The organism is Rhodococcus sp. OK611, assembly GCF_003050885.1.
Classification (GTDB): domain Bacteria; phylum Actinomycetota; class Actinomycetes; order Mycobacteriales; family Mycobacteriaceae; genus Rhodococcus_G; species Rhodococcus_G oryzae.
The window spans coordinates 32624-50439 of record NZ_QAOZ01000008.1 but is presented as its reverse complement, the minus strand read 5'-3'; the positions used below and the strand labels follow the sequence as shown (position 1 = coordinate 50439).

Annotated in this window: 23 protein-coding genes and 2 pseudogenes; 12 read left to right on the top strand and 13 right to left on the bottom strand. The window is 63.6% G+C overall.

Going from position 1 to position 17816, the window contains the following annotated elements; genetic code table 11:
- The first annotated feature begins 453 nt into the window (after positions 1-453).
- The gene (locus tag C8K38_RS11530) at positions 454-843 is read left to right on the top strand and encodes a helix-turn-helix domain-containing protein (protein ID WP_097211609.1); all 390 of its coding nucleotides are present in this window, start codon (positions 454-456) and stop codon (positions 841-843) included.
- 284 nt (positions 844-1127) lie between these two features.
- On the opposite strand, the gene C8K38_RS27625 is transcribed toward C8K38_RS11530, so the two are convergent.
- The 4 genes and pseudogenes from C8K38_RS27625 to C8K38_RS11515 form a co-directional block, all read right to left on the bottom strand.
- The gene (locus C8K38_RS27625) at positions 1128-1520 is read right to left on the bottom strand and encodes a DUF4158 domain-containing protein (protein WP_257017452.1); all 393 of its coding nucleotides are present in this window, start codon (positions 1518-1520) and stop codon (positions 1128-1130) included.
- Positions 1521-1533: 13 nt separating this feature from the next.
- Positions 1534-1719: pseudogene (locus C8K38_RS28165) on the bottom strand (DUF4158 domain-containing protein); the annotation flags it as partial.
- Between the two features lie 245 nt (positions 1720-1964).
- Positions 1965-2225 carry a DUF4186 domain-containing protein gene (locus C8K38_RS11520; protein ID WP_257017451.1) on the bottom strand — a complete coding sequence of 87 codons (261 nt, stop codon included), beginning with the start codon at positions 2223-2225 and terminating at the stop codon, positions 1965-1967.
- A gap of 137 nt (positions 2226-2362) precedes the next feature.
- Complete coding sequence (locus C8K38_RS11515; RefSeq protein ID WP_097211607.1) at positions 2363-2785, bottom strand: VOC family protein; 423 nt, start codon at positions 2783-2785, stop codon at positions 2363-2365.
- A gap of 393 nt (positions 2786-3178) precedes the next feature.
- Between C8K38_RS11515 and C8K38_RS27130 the strand changes: the two genes are divergently transcribed.
- Positions 3179-3343 carry a hypothetical protein gene (locus C8K38_RS27130; RefSeq protein WP_179800536.1) on the top strand — a complete coding sequence of 55 codons (165 nt, stop codon included), beginning with the start codon at positions 3179-3181 and terminating at the stop codon, positions 3341-3343.
- 379 nt (positions 3344-3722) lie between these two features.
- Here C8K38_RS27130 and C8K38_RS11510 read toward each other — a convergent pair whose 3' ends face one another.
- Entirely contained in the window at positions 3723-4574 is an 852-nt protein-coding gene (locus C8K38_RS11510; protein ID WP_097211606.1) for an SDR family oxidoreductase, read from the bottom strand.
- Between C8K38_RS11510 and C8K38_RS27980 the strand changes: the two genes are divergently transcribed.
- Entirely contained in the window at positions 4567-5001 is a 435-nt protein-coding gene (locus C8K38_RS27980; protein WP_306455728.1) for a hypothetical protein, read from the top strand. The genes C8K38_RS11510 and C8K38_RS27980 overlap by 8 nt on opposite strands.
- 157 nt (positions 5002-5158) lie before the next feature.
- Here the strand turns inward: C8K38_RS27980 and C8K38_RS11500 are convergent, their stop codons facing one another.
- Positions 5159-5722, bottom strand: a complete 564-nt coding sequence (locus C8K38_RS11500) for a hemerythrin domain-containing protein (RefSeq protein ID WP_097211791.1) — start codon at positions 5720-5722, stop codon at positions 5159-5161.
- 144 nt (positions 5723-5866) lie between these two features.
- Between C8K38_RS11500 and C8K38_RS11495 the strand changes: the two genes are divergently transcribed.
- Positions 5867-6238, top strand: a complete 372-nt coding sequence (locus C8K38_RS11495; protein ID WP_097211605.1) for a hypothetical protein — start codon at positions 5867-5869, stop codon at positions 6236-6238.
- Positions 6239-6460: 222 nt separating this feature from the next.
- Entirely contained in the window at positions 6461-6892 is a 432-nt protein-coding gene (locus C8K38_RS11490; protein WP_097211604.1) for an STAS domain-containing protein, read from the top strand.
- A gap of 354 nt (positions 6893-7246) precedes the next feature.
- On the opposite strand, the pseudogene C8K38_RS27615 reads toward C8K38_RS11490, so the two are convergent.
- Both C8K38_RS27615 and C8K38_RS11480 read right to left on the bottom strand, forming a co-directional pair.
- Positions 7247-7472 (bottom strand): annotated as a pseudogene (locus tag C8K38_RS27615) (hypothetical protein).
- 52 nt (positions 7473-7524) lie between these two features.
- Entirely contained in the window at positions 7525-7794 is a 270-nt protein-coding gene (locus C8K38_RS11480; RefSeq protein ID WP_097211603.1) for a DUF7218 family protein, read from the bottom strand.
- A gap of 446 nt (positions 7795-8240) precedes the next feature.
- Here C8K38_RS11480 and mbp1 point away from each other — a divergent pair, with 446 nt between their 5' ends.
- Positions 8241-8480, top strand: coding sequence for a microaggregate-binding protein 1 (mbp1, locus tag C8K38_RS11475; protein WP_097211602.1), 240 nt, complete (start codon positions 8241-8243; stop codon positions 8478-8480).
- A gap of 358 nt (positions 8481-8838) precedes the next feature.
- On the opposite strand, the gene C8K38_RS28080 is transcribed toward mbp1, so the two are convergent.
- Both C8K38_RS28080 and C8K38_RS11465 read right to left on the bottom strand, forming a co-directional pair.
- Entirely contained in the window at positions 8839-9270 is a 432-nt protein-coding gene (locus tag C8K38_RS28080; protein WP_097211601.1) for an STAS domain-containing protein, read from the bottom strand.
- A 389-nt stretch (positions 9271-9659) separates the two neighbouring features.
- Positions 9660-10073, bottom strand: a complete 414-nt coding sequence (locus C8K38_RS11465; RefSeq protein WP_306455729.1) for an Hsp20/alpha crystallin family protein — start codon at positions 10071-10073, stop codon at positions 9660-9662.
- A 140-nt stretch (positions 10074-10213) separates the two neighbouring features.
- On the opposite strand from C8K38_RS11465, the gene C8K38_RS11460 reads away from it, so the two are divergent.
- From C8K38_RS11460 to C8K38_RS11440, 5 genes are all read left to right on the top strand, one after another.
- Positions 10214-10543 (top strand): MerR family transcriptional regulator, encoded by a 330-nt coding sequence (locus tag C8K38_RS11460; RefSeq protein ID WP_097211600.1) that lies wholly within the window; start codon positions 10214-10216, stop codon positions 10541-10543.
- 667 nt (positions 10544-11210) lie between these two features.
- Positions 11211-11657 carry a DUF1579 family protein gene (locus C8K38_RS11455; RefSeq protein WP_097211599.1) on the top strand — a complete coding sequence of 149 codons (447 nt, stop codon included), beginning with the start codon at positions 11211-11213 and terminating at the stop codon, positions 11655-11657.
- A 740-nt stretch (positions 11658-12397) separates the two neighbouring features.
- Positions 12398-12631, top strand: a complete 234-nt coding sequence (locus tag C8K38_RS11450; RefSeq protein WP_097211598.1) for a hypothetical protein — start codon at positions 12398-12400, stop codon at positions 12629-12631.
- Entirely contained in the window at positions 12628-13587 is a 960-nt protein-coding gene (locus C8K38_RS11445) for a quinone oxidoreductase family protein (RefSeq protein ID WP_218840968.1), read from the top strand. Before C8K38_RS11450 ends, C8K38_RS11445 begins: the two co-directional genes overlap by 4 nt.
- A gap of 582 nt (positions 13588-14169) precedes the next feature.
- The gene (locus C8K38_RS11440; RefSeq protein ID WP_097211596.1) at positions 14170-14733 is read left to right on the top strand and encodes a maleylpyruvate isomerase N-terminal domain-containing protein; all 564 of its coding nucleotides are present in this window, start codon (positions 14170-14172) and stop codon (positions 14731-14733) included.
- Between the two features lie 426 nt (positions 14734-15159).
- On the opposite strand, the gene C8K38_RS11435 is transcribed toward C8K38_RS11440, so the two are convergent.
- The 3 genes from C8K38_RS11435 to C8K38_RS27125 all read right to left on the bottom strand — a co-directional run bounded on the left by C8K38_RS11435 (position 15160) and on the right by C8K38_RS27125 (position 16873).
- On the bottom strand, positions 15160-15939 hold the full coding sequence (locus C8K38_RS11435; protein ID WP_097211595.1) for a hypothetical protein: 780 nt from the start codon (positions 15937-15939) through the stop codon (positions 15160-15162).
- A gap of 152 nt (positions 15940-16091) precedes the next feature.
- Complete coding sequence (locus tag C8K38_RS11430; RefSeq protein ID WP_097211594.1) at positions 16092-16445, bottom strand: hypothetical protein; 354 nt, start codon at positions 16443-16445, stop codon at positions 16092-16094.
- 254 nt (positions 16446-16699) lie between these two features.
- On the bottom strand, positions 16700-16873 hold the full coding sequence (locus tag C8K38_RS27125; protein ID WP_179800534.1) for a hypothetical protein: 174 nt from the start codon (positions 16871-16873) through the stop codon (positions 16700-16702).
- A 251-nt stretch (positions 16874-17124) separates the two neighbouring features.
- Between C8K38_RS27125 and C8K38_RS11425 the strand changes: the two genes are divergently transcribed.
- On the top strand, positions 17125-17805 hold the full coding sequence (locus tag C8K38_RS11425; RefSeq protein WP_097211593.1) for an MspA family porin: 681 nt from the start codon (positions 17125-17127) through the stop codon (positions 17803-17805).
- The last annotated feature ends 11 nt before the right edge of the window (positions 17806-17816 follow it).

The following is a 17816-nucleotide window of genomic DNA, read 5'->3' as shown; positions in this document are numbered from 1 at the left end:
TTCTGTAGTGGCGACTGTAGACAATCGAATGTCGCCGTTGTAATCTTCCAGCCGTAGATGAGAGACGGATCCAAGGGGCGTGGCAGAGGACGAACTGCCCGCATGAAGGAAGACCGGTAAGTAGGGCGGGACGCGTCGAGAAGATGTGTTGAGTGTGTTTCGGAAGACTCGACGCGTCCCGCCGCTCTACCGGGCAGTCAGATGAGCCCGGTAGAGCGGAACAGGAAGTTGCAGGAAATGCGACGCACGCAGGCGTCGCACCTGGGCGGTTGCAAGATCGCCGCGCAGGAACATTGAAAAGTCCCGACTAGGAGGTGGTGCACGGTCAGCTGTTACACGATCGCGTCCCGTCCGCCGAGGCGGGGAACCAGTAAGGAAGCCGGCCGAATGGCTGGTCTGTTCAAGTGAATCCCCTCGGGCCCCGGCGCCGCACAGGCGCCGGGGCCCCCGTCCGTGCATACGAAAGGTGCCACGAACATTCCGGCGAAACCGAACGACCGCGGCCCGGGAGACAGAATCGACGACGAGGACTTCCCGGCGTACAGCATGGGACGCGCCGCCGAACTCCTGGGCGTCACACAAGCCTTTCTCCGCAGCCTCGACACCGCGAACTTGGTCACCCCGGTGCGATCCGAAGGCGGCCACCGACGCTACTCCCGATATCAACTACGCGTCGCCGCCCGCGCCCGCGAACTAATAGACCAGGGCACCGCACTCGACGCCGCCTGCCGCATCATCATCCTCGAAGACCAACTCACCGAAGCCCAACGGATCAATACCGAATTCCGCCAGGCACAGCAGCACCCAGACCAGGCCACGAACACTGAAGCCACCACCGACTGACCCGGCTGTATAGCGCCATGGACTCACGACGCGGAGCTCGGGGAGCAGTCCCATTCCCTAGTTATCGCACCGATACCTGTCGGTCGCGCGGAGGAGGCTCTCGCTAGAGGTCCGCCCCCGTCGACTTCACTCGGACGGCAGTGCAGGAACAATGGGCCCGAAAGGAGTTACCGCACATAGCAGCTCACTATGTGCGGTAACCTCTGAGTCGTCCTGGCGCGATTCACCTGACCCGCGGGGACGACTCGGGAAACTATCTGCGGTAGCGGTCGGACTGCCCCCACTCAGGTTGACTCGTGGGGTTGAGCGGTTTGCAGGGCGAGCAGCGACGCCGACCCGGCCGGGTCCAACCTGCCCGCGAGTTGATTCCACAGACGCTTGTCAGCGACCTCACGGCCCGCGGCGACCAGCCTCTCCAACCCCGTGATGCCGGGCAGCAGGTTTGGCATGCCCGCAGCCACGCCACCGCGCCCTCGAAGATCACCTTCGGTCCGTCGCCGGTCATCCACGCCTGGTCCGCGATCCACCGCCAGCTCCGCCTCCACGTCCGCGAACGCGGCCAAGCCGTACTCCTGCGTGATCTCGGCCTGATGCTCGAACCGGGTCATTCGCCGATCTGCGTAGTCCTTCAGACATGCCGGGTCGTCGATGCCCAACTGCTCGGCCGGGTACTCCACCCAACTCCGGCGGCACATCCAGCGGGTAGGTCAGGAACATGCCCAAATGACAGACCGTGATCATCTGCACGGCGTAGCCGAGCCGGTTGTAATCGCGGCGACGGGCCGCGATCAGCCGCCGGTCCTCATCGTCCGGGTGGAAGAACCGCTCCATCTCCACACGTGAATACGAACCGACCCGGCCGTAGCCCCCATCCATCACGGCGCCATGAAATCACCTACACCGCAACACCGCTCACCGTTGCGTAGATCCGGCACCACAGCCCGGCCTCAAGCCCAAACCTCCGCTAATACTGCAACGGCGTTTTGATGGTCGGTGCTGTAGATGTATGAGGCCATGACGTTGGTGACGCCACGGTTGGGCATGGCGGCCGGTGGCTGGCCGCCGATGGCGTGCCGCAGCGAGGCAGTGATCCACGCGGCAGGTTGACAGCAACCGCGTGGTCACGGTGGAGGGTGCCCTGGGTCGCACTGCTTCGCGATCCAGAAGCAGATCACCTCCACGACATGGCTGCGTTCGGTGTCGCTGAGCGCACGGCCGGCTGGGATTGCGTGCCAATGCTGCAGGCAGATGCGGCAGCAGGTCGCGGTCGTGTGTTGAGCGACGAAGACAGGATGGCCGCAGTAGGGCGTTTGCCGGCCGTCGTTGTGTGGTTGGGCGGGGGCAAGCCGGTCACGGATCAGTTCGTCTGTGTGCCCGCGCACACAGTCGCAAATCCGCGGTGTTCGACCATTGCGCGGTCCCGGCCGCTCAGCTGGAACTTCGCGCGGAAGGGTTGCTGTCCGATCCGTTCCAGCTTGGCGTTCAACTCTTCGATCAACACGGGCGACTCCGTCGTGTTTCAGTTGTGCTGGGCGGTGATGTTGAACATCCAGCTGATCCCGAACTGGTCCACGAGCGAGCCTGCCTCGTCGCCCCAGACCTGCATTTCCAGCGGCAGGGTGACGGTGCCGCCGACGGACAGCTTCTGGAAGTAGTCGCGGAGTTCGCCGTCGTCGCCGCCGAGGAAGACCGCGACGTTGTTCCCTGGCCGATAGGGCGGATGGCCTGGCCGGTCGTCGGGGAAATCCCATGCCATCAGCGTGTAGCCGGCCGAAGTGTCTAGACGAGAGTGCATGATCTTGTCGGCGTTGGGTGCGTCCGGTAAGCCGAAGTCCGCGACGGTTCCTATCTCCAGCTCGCCGCCGAAAACCTGCCGATAGAACTCCATTGCCTGCCGCGCGTTGCCGTTGAACGTGATGCACGGATTGACCTGAGACCCCACTTGGACGCTCCTTCGTGAAGTGACCATCGGGCTGTCCGATGGGCGCAGAATCAAGGTCTCAACGAATCACGACACCTCCTGTCGTGATTACTGGTAAGTCTTTTGTTTATGCGCGCCGACCGGCTGGTCTCCCTGGTGCTACTACTGCGCCAGCGTGGACAGTGGACGCCTCATTCCGAACTCGCGCCACTCGCAGTCGATTATTGCGAACCCTGATCTCGGAGCCTGCCTGTCCTGGCCTTCTGGGCCTCCAGCGCCGGAGACGCATGGCCGCCCCAGCATCCGTTTTTCCGTACCCCTGGGTTCTTCTGTAGCAGGTGCTACCGGACGAGAATGGATATGTCAGGATTTCCCGGCGATGTCGGGAACAAATCCACTGAATTGGGAGAGATCATGCTCGGCCTCTTTCTGGGTCTGGGCAGCACCGCCCTCGCGCTGGGTCTGGGTGTGGGCTTGGCCCTCACCATCGGACTCGCCCTCGGCAGCGCGGCCCTCGGGCTCGGCTTGCTGATCAGCGACGCAGCCATCAAGTACAACATCGACGAACTCGAAGACTGACCGACATATCGTCGGGTTCCTCGTCGTCATGGGGTGATGTGCCAACCAAGGGTTAAATTTCAATACTGCGCGGCAAGGGGAGCTGAATGCCCTTGTGCGCGTTTCACGCCGAGAGCGGCCGACGACAGCTGCCAAGACGCATGCAGGCACAAAACTGTCCTGCCCAACGATCGTCAAACCGGACACCGGTGGACTGTAGAGAAGTTTGGCGTAGGGCCGCGGACTAGACGTGCTCGCACCATCGTCGGCGAGGATTTCCCGCATTCGGTGCTACGAGCCGCTCGCGCAATTCCCGTAGCTCGGTGCTGGTTTCCTGAGGTTCTCTGGTGGCGCGACGCGCTGCTCAACTGTGTTCGCTCCGCGGGTTTCGTGTGTCTGGTCACCCAGGTAGCGTTTCGCCGCCGATCGGGGCGAGCACCTCACCGGAGTAGTACGAGGACAAAAGGCAGGAGGCGAAGAAGACATAAGAGGGGGCGATCTCGTCCGGCTGCGCGGCTCGACCGAAGGGTGCCTGGCTACCGAACCCGGCGACCTTGTCGGCGCTCATCGTAGCCGGGATGAGCGGGGTCCAGACCGGTCCGGGTGCCACGCAGTTGACCCGGATACCGCGATCGAGGAGTGCCTGGGCCAGCGCGTAGGTGAGTGCGATGACCGCACCCTTCGTCGCGGAGTAGTCGATCAGGGTCCGGTTCCCGCGTAGGCCGTTGATCGAGCTGGTGTTGATGATCGATCCTCCATCTGGCAGATGGTTCAGTGCGGCTTTGGTGACATGGAAGTAGCTGTCGATGTTCACGGCGAAGGTGCGTCGCCACTGTTCGTCGGACAGTTCGGCGAGGTCCTCGACCGGGTTCTGGTAGGCGACATTGTTGACCAGGATGTCCAGCGCGCCCAGTTCGTCAACGGTGTGTTCGACCACGGCGCGGCAGTGTGCCGGTTCCGCTAGATCGCCTCTGAATCTGGCGCAGGTGCGTCCCTCGGCGGCCACCAGGGCGGTGGTGTGTTCCGCATCCCGCTCCTCCTCGAGGTAGGCGATGGCGACATCGGCACCTTCCTTGGCGAACGCGACCGCCACCGCGCGGCCGATGCCGGAATCGCCGCCGGTGATCAGTGCCTTCTTGCCCTCGAGCAAGCCACGACCCCGGTATCGGCGCATCTCGTCGTGCGGTTCCTCGGCCATCTCCTCCGTCTCGCCCGGATAGTCGATGGTGTGGGGGGTGTGCTCGGTGCTCATCGTCGTGGCCTCCGCGGCAGAACTTGGTTTCATCGACACCGGGCTACCCGACTGCACGAAGGCGAAACGCGAACCCTTCTGCCCGCCGTATGCGTATGCGTATGCGACCGGGGTATCCAACGGTAGGAACGCGAAGGGAGTCACGGTGAACGAGGACAGGGATGACATTCGAGATGACGCCAGGACCGCTCGACCGCACGCCGGCGAAGCGGTGATCGACACGCGCAGCTGGGTCGGCTACGCGGTGGTCGCGGCAGGCGTGGTGCTGATGGCGCTGTGCCTGGTGGCGGCCGGATACGGGTTCGAGGGTTGGGCATGGATCAGCGGTGTCACTGGCCTGAGCTTGTTTGTTGCCGGCGTCGCCCTGGTAGTCCTCGAACATCGGCGGATCAGGTCAGCGCCTCATGATCCGCTCACCCGAGGCTGAGTCGACCAGGTCCTTCGGAAGCTGCGTGACAACAGCGGGACAACCACATAGCCGCGCGCCGATCGCGATCGATCGACTGAGCCGTCGACAGCGACAGCGACCGGAGTGGGGGAACTTGAGCTAAGTCGTCGCCCGCCAAGTCACGCAGGGGCCCGGCTCAGGTACGACGTCCGTCGATCACGTCACGCGCCCGATCGAGCATGGCCGCGAATGGTCCGACGAGAATGTTCTCTGCCTTTGACTCGACTCCTGGATGCGGGCGTGTGGGTGCGATCGCTTCGGCCAATTTGACCGAGTTGGTCATGCGGGCGAGCTCTTCGTCGGTCAGGGCCTTGCGTAGCCGATCGAACTCCTCGTTCTCCTCATGCTCGGCGTGCTCGAGGACCGCGGACTGTAGCTCCCTGATCTTCGCGGTGAACTCGTCCGAGTCGACATCGAGCTCCTCGAGCTCGGACAGCGCCACCTTGGCTTCGTGTTCCTCTTCGAGCCGCTCCTCGATGAGTGGCTCTCCGTTGTCGAGGTCGCGTCGGGCGCGGGGATGAACGACCTCTTCCTCAGCGGCCTCGTGGATCGCGAGCAGTCGTCGGAGCTCGAAGAATGCTTCCTCTCGGGCTTGGCCAGACTGGGCGAGGACCTCGCGGAACAGGGTCTTGATCTGTTGGTGCTGGCCAACCAGGAACTGGACCACATCTTCGGTCGATCGGATTTGTGTCGTGGGCATCGGCTCGGCCTTCCGTGTCGCGGTCATTTGCCACACCTGGCCTACCCGCGGGGCCTGGGCACGAAACTCACCCAGGAAACACACAGCGAATTCCACAACGGCTGTCCACAGCCCTCAGCACGACGCGGTCGGTACGATCGAGCCGTGTTCGGCCTGCCCTTGGCGATGGCCCGATTCAACTACAGGCTCGTACGCCTACCGCTCCAGCTGATCGAGGATGTCGCTGTCGTGCGTCTCCCCGAAGAGTCGGCGCTGCGCCTGGGATACGAGCGAATCCTCATCGACTGCGATCGCGTGGCCGCTCATTTGCTGCGTGACGAGTCGGCCGCAGCTCGCGCCTGTCGACTGCATGAGGAGACGGCCCCGGCGCGCGTGACTCGCGCACTCGAACTGCGCAGGGTCGAGCAGCACGAAGAGGCCGTGCACGCGGCCGAGGCGGAACTGCTGCACGGGCATCGCGAGAGATTTCTGCGCCGCCTGAGCGAACACGTCTCGCAGAGTCCCGCCGGGCGATAGCCCAAGGGGCCCGGGTGCATCGAGCCGAAAAGGGGCCTGTACAGCGCGCGACGAGGGTGGTAGACCCTAGTTGGTTGAGTCCACAGCCGCCCCCGCTTGCCTCTCACGTGAGCCCGTGAGCAATCAGCATCTGCTTCCTGGCGTGGCGCACTCGACCCGGGAGGTGCAGCAAGAACCAGGAGGCCTGCTGTGTCGATTTCACCCATACTCACCCGCCGGCCGATGCCAGACGGCCCCGGAATTGGCCGAATCCCCGCAGGTGTACTCAGCGTCGGAATTGGCGCCATCGAGGTATCGGGGGAGGTGGACGCGCATACCTTGCCCGACCTCGAAAGGCGGCTCGACGCAGGAGCCAACGCCGCCGAATACGGCCTCGTCGTGGACCTCTCCAGAGTTACCTTCCTGGCGGTATCGGCCATCGAAGCTCTCACCCGGGTGCATTGGCGTGCCGGGTGCGCGGGGGTGGACGTCGTCCTGGTCGGCGGTCCCCACTGCGTGGAGCGCGCCCTCTCCGTCACGGGCGCTGACAAGCAGTTCCACTGCTTCGCCTCGCCGAAACGCGCATTCGAAGCATGCGAAAGCCGCTATCGGTGGTCCCTTTCTCTGGTGGTGCCGACCCAGATCCATTGCAGCGCTGCGGGGGTAAATTGCTAGTGGTGGAGGTTCGGCGTGCTCGTGCCGCTGCGTGGATTCAGCACGCCGAACAGGGGCCGTCGGAGGCAACTGTCGGCTGCCGACGGTCTCTGTCCTTGCGCAGGCCGTGGATCAGTTCCTTCAGCCAAGTCCGAGGCGGCCCCGCTGTATCGATCGACCGTCAGGATCCGGCCAGTGACGGAGGTGTAGATTTCCCTCCTCACGCGGCCTTATGTTCGATACGGTCGGTGCGTCCGCAACGCACACTCCCGCGGGCACGGCCCCCATCAAGCTGCTGCCCGCGCTGGTGGGGGCCGCCCAGGGAATGCGCCTTAGCTCGATAGCTCGACGAGATCGCCGAGTGTCGTGGTCATTTCAGCCGGTGGCGCGAAGTCTGCTCAGCATTAGTTGCTTGCCCTGCTCGGCGCCCTTCCGGCTGTCTGCCTGCGCGCGTCGAAAGAAGTCGCCAACCCTCGGCATCGCCACAGCGTTCGGCGTCGGCATTGAACGTATCCATCTTGAGCGCATTGGTTAAGCACGCTTCCGTGGACGAGACCAGAGTTTGGACGTCAGGTCGGCCGCCCGGCCATGCATCGAGGATGCCCAGTGCATACCGGGCGGACGGGACGGCGCACTCTGGTCCAGACGCGTAGTCAGTGATTGCGTAGCGCGTCGACGAGTTCCGACTTGTTCATTTTTGAATACCCTGATAGCCCAATCTCCTTGGCGCGCTTCTTCAGTTCTGGAACGGTGCGGTCCTCGTAGGACGCTCCCGACCCGCCCTTCTTGCCAGTGCTGGACCGGCCCCGGGTTGCGGCAGCGTTCGAGATCCGCGCCGCCTTTTCCTTGGAGTCCCCCTTCTTTCGGAGCTTCTCGTACATCTCCTGATCCTTCAGGTGAGAATCCGAACCCTTCCGTGGCATCCGCCCCTCCTTCAATTCGCTTCTGTCTGTTCCAGATACCCCGGGCGGGCCAGGATGAAACGGCTTCCGGCCCAGGTCTCGGTGGGTGCCAGTGCGTTCACCGTCGAGAACAACCCCTGCAAACGAATAGAGCGCGCGGACGATTGGCAGGTGTGAGGTCGTCCGAGCGCGCGTGGCCGGTACCCGGGTACCTGGCCACTGGCCTGGAGGAGAACGGGGCGGCCATTAGGCTGTCCACCAACAGAGACCGGGGTCGCTGCTGTCACGGCCGGTCGATGCCTCGACTCGCTCGGACCGGGACCGGAAGATCCGACCAACTTGGAGAGATCGTCGTCGAAGCAACAGCATTGGAAGGCCCCGCGGCCTGCCAGGAAATGAGTTTCGGTTTGTCCGAACGCGGAGGGGGTAGCCAACGCCTGCATGACCACAACCATGGAGGTGCGATCGTGGCAGAGAACAAGTCTGGGCCCGCCGAAGGCGTCAAGGGCGTCGCCGAGGGTATGAAAGGAAAGGCCAAGGAGGCCGTGGGCGCCGTCACCGGAAACGAGGAACTGAGCCAAGAGGGCCGGGCGCAACAGGACAATGCCGATGCGGAACGTGAGGCTGCGAGCAAGGAGGCCGCCGCTGAGAAGGCCCGAGGTAAGGCAGAAGCGCAGGAACAGCGGCAACGCTCCCATCAGGATTGACTCGATCAATCAAACAATCGCTATCGGCCTTCGGCAGATCGAAGGCCGAGGCGAGGAACTCTCGTGCTGATCGGTGCCGACCCAGTCGTAGACGACACTGAACAGGTAGATGTGGATCTTCGGTAGGTGGGCGAAGTCTGCGTTCCCTCAATCGGCGCGACGGCAGCCGAGCGAGGCGACCCGGCTCTGGAGACTGCGACACGCTTGTCTAGTCGACACGCTTGTCCAGTCGCACGCTCGTACGGAGGTCGAACTTGCGTGTTGCGCAGTACATTCGGTCCTGGATAGATGCGGGGATCGTCTGCGCTCACTCTCCGCCGGTGATGGTCGAACCCGTCCGCACCGTCTGCCTCGTCGATCATCCTGCACGTGTTCGCGTATCGCTTGATTCCTTCTCGGCCCGCAACCGTCGGTTCTCATCCACCGCCCTCTGGAGCGAGGGGAAGATTCGGAATTGGTCCGTCAGGCCGGTCACTTCAAGGGCTCGTTCCACACACTGTGGTGGCGCTACGAGGAGTAGCTGTAGACCATTGGCGGACGCATGGATATTTGCGCGGGCCAGTGCCTGTGCGCCAGAGACTCCTAGAAATGATGAGTGAGTCAGATCGATTATCAGGCTCATGACCGCTGAATCGATGCCGGCGTCGAGGGCTGATCGCAGAGTTCCGGCGGATGCGTAGTCGATTTCCCCTCTGATGTCGACGACCGTCGACCCGGGCCCACCGCGGCGATCCTGCCCTGCGCGCAGGCAGTCGTCCAAGCGGCTGTAGTGATGAATGTGAATCTTCATGTCACGGCCTCCGGTCTTGCGGACGTCGTCGCTCGAAGGAAACTGGATTGACCCTGGTGAGAAGAATGGCGTGGACTTGCCGCCCTGAGCGCTTCGGCTTGGCTGTGTTCTCTACCAGGTTCATGCCCACCAAGAAACATGGCGGATCTGAAGAGTGTTTCGCCGGGTGAACCCCTTTTTCAAGATCGCTGGGGTGGGTGTCAAGCATCGAGCATTCAAGCGCGAACTCGGCCTGCCATGCCCCCAGAGTGTGGCCTCAGTGCCGACAGGAACGATGTCGGCAGTGAGGCCATATTTCCCATGTCCCGAGCGTTGCGGGTGGTACCCAGGCACGGGATTGGACGGCGAACCAGGTCCGCCATCGACTGCGACCGGGCCAGAACGTTGAGTCAGGCGTCGATCACCTTTTGCTCCCGTTTGCCCGCGATCTCAATCCTGCGTGGTTTCGCCTTCTCCGCGACAGGAATGGACAATCTCAGGACCCCGTCCTCATAGCTTGCCTCGATGCCGGCGGTATCGAGGGTTTCGCCGAGGAACAGTTGCCGGCTGAACACGCCACGTGGCCGCTCGGCGGAGACCAGTTCACAATCCGTGCTCAACTCCGGGCGTTCTGCGTGAACGTTCTGCTCGACATCGAGATCGATCGAGTCGGCCTTCACCCCGGGAAGATCGAATTCGGCAATGAACTTGTCACCGTCGCGCCACGCATCCAGAGGCATCACAGCCGGACGCGCCACCGTCCCGAAGACCTGCTGGGCGAGGCGGTCGAAGTCACGGAACGGATCAGTACGCATCAACATCATCGTCACCTCCAGGCAACTTCATACAGATGAACAGTTGATACCCTTGTCAACGCGGGAAGGTAACCTCATGTTCCCGCCATAGATTATGATGGCACTATGGCTTACCTGGTGCAAGAGGATCAAAAGATGGAGGGCCGCGGATGGTGAACGAGTCCACCCCGCGCTCCCGGTTGGGTGTCTACGGCATCTCGGTCGCTTCCGAGTTGTCGGGCATCGACCCGCAGACATTGCGCCTGTATGAACAGCGAGGCCTGCTCACCCCAGCCAGGACGGAAGGCGGAACCCGGCGTTACAGCGACGACGATCTGGCAATCCTGCAGAGGGTCGCCGAGCTCGTTGACGCTGGTGTGAACCTCGCAGGTGTAGCGCGGATTCTGTCGCTCGAGGCGGACAATCTGCGCCTTGAGTCCGAGAATGCGGACCTGCGTGCTGGGCGCGAGGCCACTTCCCCTCGGCGGCAGGTCCGTTAGGGCGGTCTGCCTGCCGAGCTGCCCATCAATGCGGTGTCCGACCCGTGCCTCTCGCGGTTCCCAGCGATTCTTCCTCTTCTGATGAGTAGAGCAACTTTTCTATGCCGTATGGCATAGGAAAAAGGTAGTGAAGTCTGGAACCTAGCGACGTCCGGTGCTAGCTTGAAAGTGCACAGTGAGTCGCGTTCGCACTGGGCGGGCGCACAGGCGTCAGGGAGGTGCAGAGCTGTGCGCCGCGAAGATGATCACACGAAGCCCCGGGCCGGCGAGTCGACTATGCGTAGCCGCGACCCCGTTTCCCCCGCTGAGGATCCGGTCCATTGGCCGGATCCAAGCCCCCTCAACGAGTGGTGGCAGGCCGTGATGAAGGGCAATCGCAGTGCTTCGATCTGACGATGCAGCTTCCCGTCGATGGAGCTTGATTGTCCGCGGTGTCCAGGGTGCGCGACAGCGGAATCGGGTCTTCTGCGCAGGCGACCGGAAGGCTCCTCGCCGAGTGAATGCAGAGTCCGGACCGATGAGTTTTCGAGCGCCGGCGGGTCTACCTGAGGGAGTCGCCGATCGCCGTGCGCACTGGCGGGGCCGTCGCCGCCACCAGACGACCGGGAAGAGGGTGGTTCCGGGAGGTCGGCGGTGCGCGACCGCGCTTGACTACGAGGGGAACTACATGACAGTCACAGCAGACGACATGCGCTCGTTCGAGACCATCATCGGACGGTGGAGGACGTCGGGCACTGCGTTCGACGAGCAAGGGGAGCCCGCCGCGATAATCGACGGCACCGACGAGTACGAGTGGATGCCCGGCGGGCGATGGATCGTCCATCGTGTTGACGTCACGATGGGCGACGACCACGTGCAGGCCCTTGAGCTCATCGGTGACCACGACGCCGCGACCGACACGTACGCCATGCGGGCGTTCGACGGCTCCGGCGCGTACGGGAGGATGACCGCGAACCTGAACGCCGACCGATCATGGACGTTCCTGGGCGACGGGATGCGCAGCACCCTCCGGCCGTCCGAGGACAAGTCGTCCATGACGGCGCGATGGGAGCGGCAGGACGACACTGGCGGCTGGATTCACTGGATGGACATGCGATTCGTCGCTATGGCGTAGCGCACGCCCAACCCGGATTGCATTGGGTTCGAAGGGTGTCCTACTTGACGATCGCTAATAGTCGACAGCGATAGGTGTGGGTGATGGATGGATGGATGGATGGATGGAATGGAAGGGCGTTCACCAATGGCGGAGCGCGCTGGGCTGCACGCGAATTCACTAGGTTGACCAGTCGGTAATCACACTTAAGGATGGCTCCAGATCACACAAATCTGGATGAGTTCCAGGCTGTCAGTTGGCGTGACTCGTCAAACAGGACATTCAGGCATCGCGCCCGGGATTCGACTTGTCTACGCGCCTACCCAGCGGCGCGTGGTGGTCAGGCCCTGAGTGCGCTGGCTCGGCGCTCGAGGACCTCATCGGTTAGTCGACACGGGACCAGGGCGGTGACGCTGCGTCCCCAATTGCTCGCAGTCGAGCGGTGCTATCCGGGTGTCCCAGGAGGGGCGCTGTTGGTCCAAGCGCAGGCGAGTCGGTTCCTGCGTCGTTCCTTGGCCTCGATAGGTGCGGATGCTCCGTCTGGCTGGGGTGCACTGTGACTGCCGAACGCTCGGGATGGGGAATCGACACAAAAAGGACCAATCGGTTCGTTTAACTAGACGTGGGCTGGAACGTGTTCTACGTTCGGGTTCATGGCACTCAACATTGCACGCGATGACGTAGCTATCCCGAACGTCGGTGCAGTGGTTGGGGGTTGTGGTGAGTGCTCAGCCAGCCTTGCCGCCGAAAGGTGTTGACGAGTGGTGGACGTCCTCGACGAGGACTTCAGTGTGGTCGAGCCGATCGGGGCGTTCCTGGAGCACCTGACCGCGATCGATCGTTTCTTCGCCGTGCCCCAACCACGGTCCGATCGGTGCGGCCGGCATGGATGGATGGCGCGCGGCCCGTCACGGAGGAACAACGCTATGCGGCGCACGGGCGACGTGCCGCGTCGGCAACTCTCAAGCGCGACAGTGAAGGAAGCACACCGATGACGGACATGATCGCCGTGCGGTTCGACAGCATCGGCTCGCTGGACGCACTGCATCTCGACCGCGTCTCCCGGCCGCAAGTTGGCGAGGGCGAGGTCGTAGTGCAGATCCGTGCGGCCGGGCTCAATCCCAGCGATTTCAAGAATGTGCTCGGCAAGTTCCCATACACGACGGTGCCGCGGACCCCGGGCCGTGACTTCGCCGGCACCGTAGTTGCCGGCCCTGCCGACCTGCTCGGTCTCGATGTGTGGGGAAGTGGTCGAGAACTCGGGTTCACCCGGGACGGTTCACACGCCGAATTTGTCGCGCTGCCGGCACGCGGGGTGGCGGCCAAGCCAGAGAATCTGTCATTCGCAGCAGCAGCGGCGAGCGGTGTGCCGCACCTGACTGCATGGGAGGCCGTGGAGCGCTGCGGGATCGGCGCTGGGACGACAGTGGTTGTGATCGGCATGGGTGCGGTCGGCAGCGCCGCCCAGGCTCTAGCGGCCGCCCGTAAAGCCCGCGTCCTGGTGGCCGTCCGCCGCGCCGAGCACGCCGAGGAACTACGGGCCAGGGCCATCGAGGCGATCGTGCTCGATACCGGGCTGGACGCGCGGGTGCGTGACCACTTTGACGACGGTGCCGAGGTCGTGTTCGACACGACCGGATTCTGGCTGCCGGCCGCGATTCCGGTGTTGGCGGCCGGTGGACGGGTGGCGATCATTGCTGCTCCCGCAGACGGTCACGAGCGCGTTCCGGTGCTCGAACTCTATCGACGTGGAGCCACTCTTATTGGAGTCAATTCCGCCCGCCACGACACCATCAACAGTGCAGGCGGACTCAACGCCCTGCGGCCATTGTTCGAGTCCGGTGCACTCGACGCACCGGCAGACATCATCCCCCGTCCGCTGGACCAAGCGGTGGAAACCTATAGCGAACTGGCCGCCGGGGCTGCAAGCAAATTCGTCTTCGTCCCCTAGCGCTGACTGCGAACAACAAGACATACGAATAACTTCGCCGGGTGGAGGAAGACGGCGCTCGTGATGGAACGGCGGTTGGATGGTGGACGCGGTGGATGGTTGGGTCGGTCGCGTCGCGCCATGGATGGATGGAGGAAGGAAGGATGGACGATGGAGGGGTGTTCACCAATGCTGGTTCATGCGGGGTCGCAAGCGAATTGGGTAGGTTGACCAGTTGGTGATCACGATTAGCTAGGGCTCCTGATCACACAAATCTGGATTGGACCCAGGTTGTCTACAGCCAGATGCGTGGTCGGCGGTGTGCGGTTGGAGCAATAACATCGCGCCGCGTAGTGGGAAGCGGTGCGGCGAGGGTATCGTCCCGGATTCCCCACCTGCCAGTTGCTGCGACGACGTTGCCGCGGAAGACCGGCAGTCGGCTGTGAGGTATCCCGAACGTGGACCGTGGTGCTCGAGGGGTGTGGCTGGGGGCCGGTAACGGGTAGTGCACCGGCTGGCATGAGTTCGCAGGCCTTGGGATAAGGGGCTACAAGATAGCTTGCGCGGATCCCATCAGAATAGTGAGAGGACGGACGCGACCAAATGATCTCCGATGTCGATCTGGAGAAGCTCGACCTTGCCACGGAGACGTTCGCGGGGGTGCTCCGCGGCGAGGACGCGATCGGGGCCCAGCCCAGCCGGTGCCCGGGATGGAGTACGCATGACGTCGCCAACCACGTTCTCGGCGGGGCGATCCGCTACGCGCATTACTTTTCCGGTGTTGATCCCGCCGAGATTGCTTGGAGCCGAACCGCGGATCATGTCGGGGACGACCCAGCTGGAGCACACCGCAAGCTGGCGGACGCACTTCGCCGCGAATTCGTCGACCACCGCGACGAGGGCATCGTCCTGCACCATCCGCTCCAGGACGTTGACGCACAAACGCTGCTGGTGATGCGTGTGCAGGAGTTGGTGTTCCATGGCTGGGACATCGCCTCTGTCGCCGAGCCGAGTATCGAACTAGATCCGTCACTTTGTCGGTTTCTTCTCAACCGTGGTAAGGCAGTTCGCACGATGCTCCGCACACATGGGGTACTCGGGCATGTGACAACTTCGGCAGGTGGCGGGCTGACCGCCGAGGTGCTCGCCGAGTGGGGTCGTGGGTGACGTTCGGGGCCCGGCGCCCCGGCCGACTCAGGCATCCCGCATCGCTCCGCAGAACCTGGTTCCTCTGCGTGACTGACACCTCCCCCGCGGCATTCTCGACTCCTGGGGCGAGATCCTCGGCGAACCCGAGCCTGATGGAGCGGATGTGGATGGAGCTGTCTGGTGGAGTGGGTGGATGGATGGAGAGAGATCCGCGCCAGCGCTTCTGTGCGCGCGGGCCGCGAGCGAGATGGATGGAATGGATGGTGGATGTGGATGGATGATGGATGGACCATGGTGTTCACCAATGACGGTTCGTTCTGCGCTGCAGCCGGATTGGATAGGTTAACCAATCGGCAATCACACTTAAGGAGGGCTCCTGATCACACAAATCTGGATGAGTTCCAGCGTGCGCGCGACGGTCGGGTGAACCGTCCGAGTGACGTGTCAGGTCAGGGGTTGGCTGTCGGTGTCGATCACGTCAGCGACGTAGCGGTCAGGCAGGCCGAGTAGGTCGGTGAGCATGCGGCGGCGCTGCCCGTCGAGCCACCGCACCGTCGCCACCCGGTCACCTACCGCCGCGACATCGTGGAACTCCTGCCAGAACGGCAGATTCTCCTCGAAACCTCCGTGATTGATGAGGACGTCGATCATCTTCTCGATGACCTCGATAGGGTCACCTGTCCCGTAGAGGGCCCGCCACCCCGCCAACTGCGGCCACTGAAGAGGCCGGCGTTTGAGGTGATCGCGAAATGTGATCTCGAGCAGCTCAGTCATACGGCGGTCGCTGTGCAGAGTGAATCGCTCCATCGCCGGGCCGAGCGCCCACCAACACACCATCTCGACACCGGCATCAAGGTCGAACAGGTTGATCGAGGTCGGGTAGACGGCCGTATCACCCAAGTAATACCGCGTACTCGCATAGCCGTCCTGATCGAAAACGTAGGAACCCGGGTGTAGTGGCACCAGGAGCGGAAAGTGCGAGACCGTCAACTCCTCCCGATTCGGAGCGGCGGTGTTCCCGATCGCGCAATACCACCACCGCACCGGCGTCCACAGCAGCGATGCGTTGATGCCCTTGTCGATGACCACCCACTCCGGGCCGAGGCGTTCGGCGGCGCCGGCGAGGATCCGGTTCCACGCCGCACCGCGGCCCTTGCGGGGGCGTTCCTTCTCGTACAGTTCGCGGGCCATCCGCGCGTTGAACTCAGCGTTGGTCTCGGTCATCAGACCCGATCCTCCGGAGGTTGCGGTTGCTGGGGAGCGTGGTCCCAGGGCGGTTTCGTGAGCGGGTTCTCGTCCTGGCTGGCGGGTGCGACTGGCCCGCCCTGTGACGATTGGGGCGGGCCTTCGTCAGGGTCCCAGGGCGGTCCGACGGTTTACTCGTAGTGGTAGAGCCGGACCGTGTTTGGGTAGTGCAGCGGGCCATACACGTCGGCTCCACTGCCGCGGTGTGCGGCGGCGCCGCGGTCGGCGGAGATCTGCACGCTGTCGCCGAAGCTCAGACCGTTGTCGACGCTGCGGAGGTTCGGGTAGAGCGGGTTGAGGACGGGGCCGGCGATGTGTGCGTTTGCCAGCGCGGCCGTTTCGGCTGCGTTGAGTTCGATGGCGGTGCCGCCGGGGATCGGTGTGACGGTCAGTGCGGATGCGGCGCCGGCGCCGAGGGTCATGGCCGCGCCGATTCCTGCTGCGACGGTGGTGAATTGGATGGTTTTTGTGATGGTGTTTCGCATGGCGATTTCCTCCCCTGTTGGCTGCCGAGTGTCGGCAGCTACGAACCCCACCCGAACACATCGGCCGTGCGGTCACCACCTCTCGGTGGGCGTTTGTGTGGGGGATCACTCCGGGCTGCCGTCTCCATCGAGCAGCGCTATTCCCAGCTCGTATCTGGCTGCGGGAGTGGCACATTCGGGCACGATGACACTCGCAAGTCTGGCGTGTGGTGTGGGCGGATGGCCGTGAGTGCTTTCGCGTATCCCTTCCGGTGTCAGTCCTTTGGTCGTGCGGCTGCGCCGAGGATGGCCGCCAGGAGCGACCCGGCGAGGAGGAACAGGGCGATGCGCGTGCTCCGCTCGTCGCCGCTGAGGTCGCTCCAGGTCAGTGCCTGCGCGATCGTTGCCGTGAGGTACAGGCCGATCGCTGCGCTCTGATATCGGTTCATTCCAAGCTACCTCCGTAGGGACGGCGGGGTCGGGGTTGGGTCCGCACGGGTTGGACCGCGGATTGTGATGGACGACACTGCGGGCGCTTGTATGTAGGGCGGCTTTTGCCGCGTGACGAGGGTAAATGATGTTACTCGGGCCGGTGGGTGAGCGTGAGATTCTGTGATGGCGGGTTGCGGATATGTGGGGCGTGGGGCAACGTCAAGCGAGCTGGGCAAATGTCTAGCAAATACTCAGGGGAGGGGTATTGATGCGTAAGTTGTCTCGGATCAGGGGCGGAGCGGTGGCGGCGGGGGCCGTCGCGGTGGCCGCGGCACTCACGGTTGGGGTGGGTGTCAGCTCGGCGGATGTGTCACCACTGGCCGATGAGCAGCGCTCGATCACCACGCTCGGTGGGTGGCGGGCGGAGGCCGCGCTGCGGGACATGACGGTGACGCCGGTGCCGAATCTGGCGGTTGCGAACACCACGCGGGAGGGCTTCATCTCCGTGTTGGCGGCCGGGCAGGTGCAGCGCGGCGGGACCGGCGCCCTGCATGGCGCCGAGGTGGAGTTGTCGATTGACATCGGGTGCGGCCTTGACGTGTCCAATGGCGTGACCGTCGGGTTGCAGGGCAGCGTCGGTGCATCGGCGAACGTGAATATCGGTCCGGTGTCGGGTTTTTCGCCTGGTTTGAACGCGAGTGTGGGTCCGTCCGTGAGCACTCAGCTCAAGCCAGGTGCGATCTCGACCGTCAGTCTGGGTAAGAAGCAGCTCGAGCAGCCCACCAATCCGGGTGATCCGTTCCTAGGTGGGGTGCGGGTCGCGGAGTTGCCGATCAAGGTCAACAACTGCCTCGGTCCGGTTTCGACGCGGTTGGTGTCGAAGCTGACGGTGTCGACGACGGTGTCCAACGAGGTCGTCTACGCCTACAGCAAGCCGATGTGGCTCTAGCGCGAGGGCGG